Source organism: Streptomyces afghaniensis (assembly GCF_044327915.1).
Classification (GTDB): Bacteria; Actinomycetota; Actinomycetes; order Streptomycetales; family Streptomycetaceae; genus Streptomyces; species Streptomyces afghaniensis.
This window is the reverse complement of sequence record NZ_JBIRGJ010000019.1, coordinates 1-10,517: the sequence shown is the minus strand read 5'-3', so window position 1 is coordinate 10,517 and position 10,517 is coordinate 1. Positions and strand designations below refer to the sequence as shown.

General features: G+C 68.1%; 7 protein-coding genes. All 7 read left to right on the top strand.

Annotated features, from left to right (window positions below):
• Positions 1-270 precede the first annotated feature (270 nt).
• The 7 genes from ACH4G3_RS42215 to ACH4G3_RS42185 all read left to right on the top strand — a co-directional run bounded on the left by ACH4G3_RS42215 (position 271) and on the right by ACH4G3_RS42185 (position 9,706).
• Positions 271-2,307 (top strand): tetratricopeptide repeat protein, encoded by a 2,037-nt coding sequence (locus ACH4G3_RS42215; RefSeq protein ID WP_397629468.1) that lies wholly within the window; start codon positions 271-273, stop codon positions 2,305-2,307.
• A 31-nt stretch (positions 2,308-2,338) separates the two neighbouring features.
• Positions 2,339-2,644: a hypothetical protein gene (locus ACH4G3_RS42210; RefSeq protein ID WP_397629467.1), complete on the top strand. Its 306-nt coding sequence runs from the start codon at positions 2,339-2,341 to the stop codon at positions 2,642-2,644.
• A gap of 219 nt (positions 2,645-2,863) precedes the next feature.
• Positions 2,864-4,243 (top strand): hypothetical protein, encoded by a 1,380-nt coding sequence (locus ACH4G3_RS42205; protein ID WP_397629469.1) that lies wholly within the window; start codon positions 2,864-2,866, stop codon positions 4,241-4,243.
• Positions 4,244-5,898: 1,655 nt separating this feature from the next.
• Positions 5,899-6,105 (top strand): hypothetical protein, encoded by a 207-nt coding sequence (locus ACH4G3_RS42200; protein ID WP_397629466.1) that lies wholly within the window; start codon positions 5,899-5,901, stop codon positions 6,103-6,105.
• A 2,172-nt stretch (positions 6,106-8,277) separates the two neighbouring features.
• The gene (locus ACH4G3_RS42195) at positions 8,278-8,559 is read left to right on the top strand and encodes a hypothetical protein (RefSeq protein ID WP_392100107.1); all 282 of its coding nucleotides are present in this window, start codon (positions 8,278-8,280) and stop codon (positions 8,557-8,559) included.
• A complete protein-coding gene (locus ACH4G3_RS42190) occupies positions 8,556-9,083 on the top strand; it encodes an RNA polymerase sigma factor (RefSeq protein WP_397629465.1) in 528 nt (175 codons plus the stop codon). The genes ACH4G3_RS42195 and ACH4G3_RS42190 overlap by 4 nt, the downstream gene beginning before the upstream one ends.
• A complete protein-coding gene (locus tag ACH4G3_RS42185; RefSeq protein WP_397629464.1) occupies positions 9,080-9,706 on the top strand; it encodes a hypothetical protein in 627 nt (208 codons plus the stop codon). The genes ACH4G3_RS42190 and ACH4G3_RS42185 overlap by 4 nt, the downstream gene beginning before the upstream one ends.
• Positions 9,707-10,517 lie beyond the last annotated feature (811 nt).

Here is a 10,517-nt window from a genome sequence, read left to right as displayed (position 1 = left end):
GGGAACGACGCGACGACATCCACGAAGCCTTCCTTGGCCTCGCCACCTGCCTGATCACCTACCGCCACGTCCAACGCCTTTGTTAGGACCTCTTATGCCGCAGGTCAGCGGCGTAGTCAGGGTCAGAGGTTCCGGACGCACCGGACGAGCACCGGACGTGGATGGCGGCAGCCGAGGACAGGAGTTCGCACGGCAGTGAGCGAGACGGGCAGGCAGCATCCAGGCCGTGCAGCTCTGACACACCAATTACGAGAGCTAGAGGCGGCCGCCTTGAGCCACAGCGGCAGGAGCCGCGCAGACGCCCTCAAGGCGGCGAATCAGAGACTGCCGAAGGAGCAGAAGCCGCTGGCGAAGTCGACCGTGAGCGACTGGTTCAGAGGCGAGAGCGTGCCCAAGCAGTTCGACCAGCTATGGGCCCTGGTGGAGGTGCTGGTCCAGTGGCGAGGCCTGGACGTCTCCACGCCCCGAGGCAAGGCCGGCATGCACGCCAAACGCCTGACGTGGCAAGAACTCTGGGACGGGGCACGGGGCAGTACAACGGAGCCTTCAGCGGTGCAGACGGCGACGCTGGGCAACCCCATTGAGGACTTGGACCCGATCCGGCACCTGGAGGTCCACCCCGCCGTTCAGGCTGGCCAGGGCGGGAGCGACCTTGGTCCGCTGCCGTTGTACGTGCCGCGCAACCATGACTGGCAACTACGAGACGAAGTGGAGCAAGCCCGAGTCAGCAGCCGCCTGGTTGTGCTGGTGGGCGACTCCTCTACCGGCAAGACGCGGGCACTGTGGGAGGCAATTCAGCACCTGTCGGGGTGGCGTCTGTGGCGGCCAGCCGACCGAACCGCACTGGTGGACGGCCTAGCCCGGCACGCCTCCCTGGCCCGCACGGTGATCTGGCTCAACGAGACCCAGCGCTATCTGCTCAGCTCCAGCCCGACTGCCGCCAACAACGCAGCCGTCGCGCTCCGAGACCTGCTCGCCTCCCCCGGCCGCGGACCCGTGCTGGTGCTCGGCACCCTATGGCGCGACGCCCACGACGTGCTGACCACCGCGCCCGCCTCTCACCTCGACCCCGATGACAACGCGCAGGCCCGGACCCTGCTCTCCGGAGGACTCGTCATCGACGTGGCGGAGGGCTTCGACGACGACGCACTCGCCGAGGCGCGCCGGGCCGCCGCGAGCGACGTACGCCTCGACGAAGCCCTCCGCCACGGGGGACGCCGCATCACGCAGTACTTGGCGGGAGGCTGGGCGCTGGTCTACCGCTACGAGCATGCCCGCCCCGAGGCCCGCGCCCTGCTGGACGTCGCCGCCGACGCACGCCGTCTCGGGCACGGCGAAGCCCTGCACGAAGCCTTCCTCCGTGCGGCGGCCGCCGCCTACGTCGACCCCGAGCACTGGCGCACCCAAACCGAACAGTGGCGCGCCACCTGGTACGAGCAGGCCACCGCATATACGTCCCACCCGTGGCGCGGCGTGCCCGGACCGCTCACCCCGGACATCCCGCCGCCGGGCCATCCGTCCCCCGCCGAGCGTTGCTATCGGCTGGCCGACTACCTGCTGCAGTACACCGAGACCACACGCCGCTGCCACGTGCCGCCCACCGCCTTCTGGGAGGCTGCCGCACAGCATTTGACCGACTCCGACGACCTCCGCGCACTCGCCGGGGCCGCCTACTTCCGGTTGCGCCTGCGCTACGCCGACAGTCTGTTGCACCGCCTGCTGGAGGTTGACAACGGCAACCTTCATGGCTTGCGCTTCCTGGCCCGGTTGCGCGAGGCAGTCGGGGACCGCAGGAGCGCCGAACAGATCTACCGCCGGGCGCCAGACCACGACCACTGGGCCCGAAAGAACCTGGCCCGGTTGCGGGAGGAGGCCGGGGACCGGGAGGAGGCCGAAAGGATCTACCGCAAGATCGGCGAGTTTGACCCTACGGCCCTGCGGAACCTGGCCCGGCTACGGAAAGAGGCCGGGGACCCGGAGGAGGCTGAGCGGATCTACCGCATCCTCCGCGCCGACCCTTATGCCGATCGGTGGATGCGCTACCAGGACCGGATCGCGGACCGTAAGGACGCCCACTTCATCTATCGCCATGCCACCGCCACCGGAGAACACCAGCTCGCGCTGGCGAAGTTGCGGGAAAAGGCCGGGAACCGGGAAGGTGTCGAACAGCTCGCTCGCCAGGCTGCGGACGCTGGCGACGCCAGCCCTCTGCGAGCGCTGGCGGCGACGACCATGGGTGAGGAGGGGCAGCGGCTGCTCCGGTACGGCCTGGAATCGGACGGCAGCATCTCCCCACCCTGGTGGTGAACCGGGCAAGAGGATGACTGGGTCCGATGACATGGCGACTAATACTCCAGTTTGCAGTTCGCTATCGCTGCTGGTCAGCCTGTCCGACGACGGACCCACCACCACCGGCAGCCGCCTCATCCCCGGCGCCCGCGAACAGTTCGCCACCGTCATCCTCGCCCGGGCCAGCGCCGGCACCTGGCAGCGGCTCGCCCCGATAGTCGACCCCGCCCCCAAGAGCAGCCCGCTCCCGGGCCGCGTCCACGTCGTCCAGGACGGCGACGCCCACCCGGCTCAGGTGCCGCCGATGACCGACGCTGAAGCCGCCGACTGGCTCACCACCCCGGCGGCTGGATAGCTCTGGCCCACGTGCGCGGGTTCGGTGATTCATCGGACGTGCTCGGGTGGTGTCGTCAAAATTGGATCAGCAGGCGGCGCGGCCCCTATGAGCGGCATTCCGACAGCGATACGAGGGGTGCTGAGGACGGAGGTCGATGCCGCGGGGTGGAGCAGGCGTGCCGGGGTGCGATCCGCCCTGGTGGCCCGAGAGCTGCAGAAGGAAGGCACTTTCGTGAGCATGATCCAACCGGTTGCCAACGGGTTACGCACCGATCACCCGGTGCCCGGCCTGCCGTTCATCAACGACGAGCGGTTGCTCCTGGACAATCCTGACGCGATCGAGCGGACGGGCCGTAATCAGGGCGAGGGGCTGTGGGGGCGCACGGACCGACTGCGCGGTGGGGGATGGGTGGCGTTCACCACCGAGACGAAGAACCGTGACTACGCCTGGGCGGTCCATCAGCACCCCGAGCACGGGCGGACCGTTCTACTGATCCGCGACAAGGACATGAGCGGCCTGCACCACGAGTGGATGTACGGGAACAACGGGTTCCTGTACCGGCATGGCGGCTATTGGTGGGACGGGACCCGCTGGTATCGGCCCCAGCTGGTCGTGGACCGCGCCTACGAGGGGTACGACGCGCGGCCGGTGGCGGACGCCGTCACCGTCACGGCCATCGACGTCCTGGCCCGCCCGGCGACGTCACACACCGCGCGAGTTGTGAAGATCGTCGACTTCACGGCCCCGGAGGAACCGCTGCCGCACTGGCGAGAGCATCTCGCCCTGTGGGCCTCCCACCGTCCGCCCGGCTCCAGGCCGCTCGATCAGTGCACCGTCGATCTCCAGGCACCGGAACTCGACCCGGCCCGTCTCGTCGACCGCGCCGGCCTGGCGCAGATCGCCGAACTGAAGCTGGAGGACCTGCCGCATCCGAAACACGGGCGCAAGGACCTGCCCCCGCCCCAGGCCGAGACGGCCGAGGGGCCACGGTGGTCGCGACCAGTCGCCCGTGACTGGGCCGAGCAGTACCGCCGGACCCACGGCCCGGAGAAGCTGTTGTCCGCCACGACTGCATTCGGCACCGAGCAGCCCCGGGGATTGGTCGAGGACCATAACCGCCTCACGAAGATCATCGCCGACAGCCTCGAGGACGCTGAGGAATCCAAGAAGAACCGCCTCTTCACCCGTGGCAGCAGTACGAGGCGCGAGGAGCAGGCCGCGCACCTGGCCTGGTGGCCCGCCGTCGCCATCAACGACGCCACCGACGGCTTCATCCCCCTCGACGCCGTGCGCACCACCATCGTTGAAGCGGTCCTCGGGGGACTCGCCCGGGATGCCGAAGACCTCGACGACTCCAAGGATGTCTTCCTGGGCGACATCCGGAGCGATGTCGTGCACCTCATCGACTGGTACATCCTGCGAGAGCCCCGACTCGCCCCCGCACTCTTCGGCGAGATCTGCCTGGACGCTCGTGTGCGCTTCGGACTCGACCCCAAGGACGTCGGAGACCTTCTACGACGCTCCCTCCACCTCGACAGCGGCCTCGACCGCCAAACCCTCAATGCCCTCCTCGACCTGGCGCTCCCGCCCTCTGCGCAATCCCTCGACCGACGATGACCATTCCGGTGATGACCGACGCCGAAGCCGCCGGCTGGCTCACCGCCACCGCGGCCGGGGAGATCTGACCCGCGTCCGGACACCACGGGCCCCGGGGAGTGAAGGCATCCCCGGGGCCCGGTGTATGGAGTCGTGCTGTTCAACGAGGGCCGGACGACGCCGTCACGCCTCGGGCTGCACGGCCTCTACCTGGTGCAGGCAGTACACGCACCTGGACTCCGAATCGACGCGGCCCATGCACCGCCGGCAGTCCCCGCGTTCACGCACCGGACCGCGGCCGTCCGCGCAGCCAGGGCAGGTCATCACCGGCTGCCGGAAGCCGAAGCTGACCACCCAGCCCTCACCATGAGCGGCGTCGCGCGCCAGCTGCGAGAACCTCGGAGGCAGTACGCGCGTCTTCATCGTCGCCGGTCTGCCAGGTAGACGGCGAAGCAGTCGTCGGTGACCCATACGAGTGGACAGGCCCTTACCACCCCCAACGAGGAATCGAGCCCGCCGTGTAGTGAGACGGGCATCGGTTGAAAGTCCCACCGATCGATGCGTTGTTCCGGGACAGTGGCGTCGTGGAGGTCACCCTCCGGGCGGCTGAGATCGCAACAAACCGGCGAGCCACTGCGCCACGGTGGCTGGCGGTCGCCTCCGGGGTGACCGTGGATCGCAACTACGGCTTCCGTGTCGACACCGGCGACATCGACCGCTTGACGGTCGCTGTACAAGGCGACCGAGGATCGCAACGTCATTCCGGTCACGCTGCCGGTCGTGCCGTCAGACTGGCGGTCGCCCTCCGGGGCGACCGAGGAACGCCTCGGATCGGGTCTCCAGACAGATTGCTGGGCGCTGGCGGTCGCCTTCCGGCCAGGTACACGCTCGCCCCACCTGGCGGTGGCCCTGTGGGGCGACCGAGGATTGCAACGAGGCGGACAGCACCACCCCCATCGCGCAGCTGCGCCTGGCGGTCGCTCTCGGGGGCGACCGAGAATGGCAACCCCTTCCGGATCTCGCGGTAGAGCAGATAGCCGATGCTGGCGGTTGCCCTTCGGGGCGACCGAGCATCGCAACCACTTCCCCGAGCACGTCGGCGTGGAGCGGATGACCCTGGCGGTCGCTCTCCGGGGCGACCGAGAATCGCAACAGCAGAGCTGTGCGCATCGTGCCCCGGTACATCAGCCCTGGCGGTCGCCCTGTGGGGCGACCGAGGATCGCAGCCGCGTCGCCTCGTGTCCGGCGATCCGCAAGGTGGCTGACAAGCCGCCCTCGCGTTCGCACAGATCATCCCTCGATTTGGCCGTAGTCGGATCACTGACATCCCCATTGCGGCCGCTCTGCCCATGCTCTACCGGATGCTCGCCCACAGAGGAACGAGCGGTACGCTGTTTCCGCTGCTCAGGCAGCCTGGCGTCGCTCTCCGGGGCGATCGAGGATCGCAACCGCAAGGCGGTGCTGTGGGACCGCAAGCAGGCGTCCATCTGGCGGTCGCCCTCTGGGGCGACCGAGGATCGCAACAACTCCAGCCACTCGCGTGTCAGTATGGGGCGTCCCTGGCGTTCGCCTTTCGGGGCGACCGAGGAATCGCAACCTCGCCGTGAAGGGCGCCTATGGGGAGAAGATTCTGCTGGCGGTTGCCCTCAGGGGCGACCCAGGATCGCAACGTTCTGATGGACGAAGTTCACCACTGGATTGGTACCAACTGGCGGTCGTCCTTCGGGGTGACCGAGAATCGCGACACGTCCAGCGTCACCCGCACCGCCATGCGCCCGTTTGGCTGGCGGTCGCCCTCTGGGGCGACCGAGGATTGCAACGGCACGCTCGAGTACATCAACCGCACGGGCGAGCTGCTGGCGGTCGCTCTCCGGAGCGACTGAGGGTCGCAACCGCATGATGGTGCGGGACTTCGCCAACGGCGCGGACTGGCGGTTGCCGTCCGGGGCGACCGAGGATCGCGACTCCCCGGCCGGCGCCCTGCCTGACGGCTCGGCTAGCGGTCGCCCTCCGGGGCTACCGGGGATCGCAACTCGCCCTGTGCGAACCGGAGGTCGCTGCGGGCCTTCTGGCGGTCGCCGTCGAGGGCGACCGAGAATCGCAACCACGGGCCCGACGAGATAGTTGAGGTTCCGCGCATGCTGGCGGTCGCCCTCCGGGGCGACCGAGAATCGCAACATCGCGACGCGGTCGTAGATGGCGAGCGGCCCCGTCCTAGCGGTCGCTCTCCGGGGCGACCGAGAATCGCAACCAGCGCACCGTGCCACTGAAAGTCCCCTTCCCGGCAGGCTGGCGGTTGCCTTCCGGGGTGACCGAGGATCGCAACGACGAGGAAGACGCGCCCACGGACGACGAGCTGAAGCTGGCGGTCGCCTTCCGGGGCGACCGAGGATCGCAACATCTCCGCGATGGCGGAAGGCGCCAGCGAGCCGGAGCCTGGCGGTTGCCCTTCGGGGCGACCGAGGATCGCAACACGGTGTCTCCTCGTGTGGGTGGTCAGGCGGGCGTCTGGCGGTCGTTCTCCGGGGCGACCGAGAATCGCAACGAGACGGACGCCTGGAGCGCGCTGCGCCACTGCTCGACTGGCGGTCGCCCTGCGGGGCGACCGAGAATCGCAACGTCGTACCGGTCACCGTGCCTACCCCGCCGTTGGCGGCTGGCGGTCGTCGTCCGGGGCGGCCGAGGATCGCAACATCGTGGACACCGTCTACAACGGCCGCATCGTCGGCGCTGGCGGTCCCCCTCTGGGGCGAACAAGGACCGCAATCGCACAGGGATGCGCGGCTGACGGATGAGCAGCGGCTGGAGGTCGCTCTCTGGGGCGACCGAGAATCGCAACGCAGCTCCGGCGGCCGACAACGGGGGGACGTGAGTCTGGCGGTCGCCCTCTGGGGCGACCCAGGATCGCAACCTGCCGTCCAGGCGCCCGCCGCCGACCAGTCCGCGCCCTGGCGGTCACTCTCCGGGGCGACCGAGGATCGCAACCAAGAACACGCCCGACGAACCGTCCGAGAACACCCCCTGGCGGTCGTCCTGCGGGGCGACCGAGAATCGCAACGGCGGCCGCGTGCCGGTCGAGGACAGCGGCACGATCTGGCGGTCGCCCTGCGGGGCGACCGGGAATCGCAACCTGCCCGGTGGGTGGAGGCTCGCGGACACGGTCGGGCCTGGCGGTCGCTCTCCGGGGCGACCGAGGATCGCAACGGCGCCCTGATGCGGCAACTTCACGTGTGGTTCGCCTAGTGGTCGTCCTGCGGGGCGACCGAGAATCGCAACATCAACGCTGACGGCAGCATGAACTGGGGGCCAAGCGCTGGCGGTCGTCCTTCGGGGCGACCGAGGATCGCAACCATGCCCGGCAGCGCAGCGTCGTGCCTTGGCGCTGGGCTGGCGGTCGTCGTCCGGGGCGACCGAGGATCGCAACGAGGCTTTGGAGCGTCACGTCCGTCGAAGTGCCGGTCTGGCGGTTGCCCTCGGGGGTGACCGGCCGGCGGATCTGCGTTGGCGCGTGATCTGTCCGCACGAAGCCGGCATCCCCTACCGGGGCGCCGGCTTCGTCGTGCTTACCTTCCCGTGCATCGGCCCAGCGCCTCCAAGCAGCCCCACGGTGCGGGCGAACCGATACGAGCGGCCGCCCGGGCCATCCACGCCGCTACCGTTCCCGCCCGATGCGCGCCGTCCGTCGTCAGTCGTGCGCGCTCCATAGGTGATTTTGATGTTGTTGTCTCACCGAAGTGATGCAACAACACCCCCGCCGGCACGCGGGCCGGACCGGCAGCGCCGACGCTCACGCCGGCGGGCACGTCCGTTGATGCGTAGCCCGCCCCTCGGCAGGGGCGCTGGGCGCCGGCCTCAGGCGGGAGTCCCGCGGGCGGGCTGACTTCTTGATGGATGAAGACTCATGTTTGCGCTGCTCAGAGGGGGTCTGGCGGGACAACTGGGGTTCGTGGGGAAAAAGTTGGTCAGTGGCATCCGGATTCGGGCTCCTCGGCGCGTGTAAGGGGGTGAGGGCGTAGGGGCCCTCATCAACGAGTCGATGATGGGAGGCCGGTCTGGTGACCTGGCTCGAGTGGATGGGAGCGGGTGGGATCTCGGTCCCGCTGATGTTCCTGGCGTACTACGCACTGCGCCGTACCAAGAGCGCGGTGGAGATGTGCCTGAAGGCGTACCTGCAGGCCCGCACGGAGCGCGAGCAGCGCGCGACGATGATCGCGATGGCAGCGGCGCTGCCGGAGGGCGGGGCCGCGGCCCGCTTCGAGGAAGGGCAGCCGGCCTGGCTGTTCTACAAGCACTCGGAGCAGGGCCAGCCGGCGATCGTCACGCGGGAGGCTGCGTGACCGAGCCCGACCGGGGCACGGACTTCGAGGCGTTCGTCCTCGAGACCAGCGCGGCGTTCTCCCGCGTGGCCCGGGCCGAAGCAGGTGGCGACCTGCACAGCGCGGAAGACGCTGTGCAGGTCGCGTACATGCGCATGTTCACGTCGTGGGAAAAGATCGTAGCGCGGCCCGGAAACCGGGCCGCCTACGGCCGCACCGCAGTCAGGAACGCGGTGATCGACCAATTCCGGCGTAACCAGCGCATCACTCCTGCACCACTGCAGGACCTGCCCGAACAGGAATCCCAGATCGGCATCCCCGATGCCGCCTACGAAATGATCAAAGAGGGTATCGATGAACTAGTCGCCAAACTTCCCGACCGGCAGCGGCAGGTCATCACCCTGTGCGTCCTCAAGGACATCAGCCCTGAAGACGCCGGGAAGCGCCTGCGCCTTAAGGAGGAGTCGGTGAAGCGCAACATCCGCATGGCCATCAAGAACCTGAAGAAGTACGTCAACGAGACCGGCGAGGAGGGAACCGCATGAGCACCTGGGACAAGGAACACGAGCAGAGCGCCATCCGGCTCCTCGCCGTGTGGGCCCTGCTCGAACGCTCCGAGCAGGCACTTTCGAAGAGTTCGCGGACACCCGAGGACTCGGCACAGGCGGAGGGGGGCCAGCTTGCCGGCTGGCCCCCGGCCCCCGCCCTCTGCCCAGACGACCGAGAGCAAACGGAAGCCAAGGGCGAACTCGTACTGCTGCTGGCACGCGAGTGCGCGCATAAAGCCACCGCACAGGAAACACGCAGAATCGCGGAACTCCTGGAATATCTCGACCGGGACGAAGAGGCTCTGCGTTGGTGGCAATGGGCAGCAGAACGAGGCGACGAGGACGCGCGGGACTATCTTGAAATGCTCCATGCCGAAAGGCAGGAACAAGAGAACCCCTCAGTTGACTCTCCAACACCTTCGGAACTGGAAAACAGTGCGGCACTGTATGTGTGGAAAGCCAGTGGAGCAAACGCAGGATCACACACATTCGCGGCCGTGCAACTGGCGTTGAGTGCTGCAGCCAACCCAGAGCTGAGCGAAGACGCAAAGCAGCTAGTAAGGGAAATCGAAGAGTACTTGCAGCACCCTGATCGCATGACAGACGGAAAGCGGCGCTGATGAGCAACACCCTTCTGCCATGCTTGGACACGGGAGCAGCCCTATAGGCAGACCCATCATGAGTGCCTCACGCTGAGGCACAAACGACTCGTTGAGGCAGCGGCCCGCCATACTGGCGGGCCGCTGCCGCATCTCCAGCAACGCAAAACGACTCACGGGCCCAACAGAAGCCGCTCGCTCTTCCCAGAAGGATGATCTTGGCCGAACGACCAGGCCAAACCAACACAGCGCCAGCAGCGCGCCGTGGGATCGGCACGAGCCTGTCATGCGGCTACACCGCTGCCCACTCAAACCGGAGGCCGGCCAGCGCCTGCCTGTCTGGGGGCGGTGTTTGTGATCAGTAGTGGGTGTTCTGGGCTGGGCTGGTCAGTTGGGTGTGGCTGTGGTCGGACGGTGCTGCTGTCTCGGTGGTCGTGATGAGTGTGGGCGCTGGTCTGGGCTGGGGGTCTGAGCTGCAGGGCTGTCAGATAGCGGACCGCGCCGCGCCCGGTGCACTTCCGGGGATCGCTGGTATGCGGCGGTGCTGGGACGGAGTCCCCGCTTTTGGAGCCGGGACGATCAACAGGACAGCGTGGCGCCTGTTGCCGGTTGCGCCCCGTTCCGTCCCAGAGGTGGTCCGTGCTGGGTGTGTCCGGCACGGACCCTGGCGTAGCCTCCCATGCGGCTCTATGCCGCTGCCCAGTCGAGTCCGAGGTCGGCGAGCTGCTGGAGTTTGTTGTGATTGGGCGTTGTGGTGGCATTGGGTGGGCGTCAGCGGGCTCGTGATGTGGGTGTCCTGGTAGCGGGTCCAGGGCGGGGTTGTGGTTGCTGT

What these genes read in the sequence shown, in the direction of transcription:
- ACH4G3_RS42210 (WP_397629467.1), top strand. Translation starts at nt 2,339, where the DNA reads ATGGCGACTAATACTCCAGTTTGCAGTTCGCTATCGCTGCTGGTCAGC.
- ACH4G3_RS42200 (WP_397629466.1), top strand. Translation starts at nt 5,899, where the DNA reads ATGGACGAAGTTCACCACTGGATTGGTACCAACTGGCGGTCGTCCTTC.
- ACH4G3_RS42185 (WP_397629464.1), top strand. Translation starts at nt 9,080, where the DNA reads ATGAGCACCTGGGACAAGGAACACGAGCAGAGCGCCATCCGGCTCCTC.
- ACH4G3_RS42205 (WP_397629469.1), top strand. Translation starts at nt 2,864, where the DNA reads ATGATCCAACCGGTTGCCAACGGGTTACGCACCGATCACCCGGTGCCC.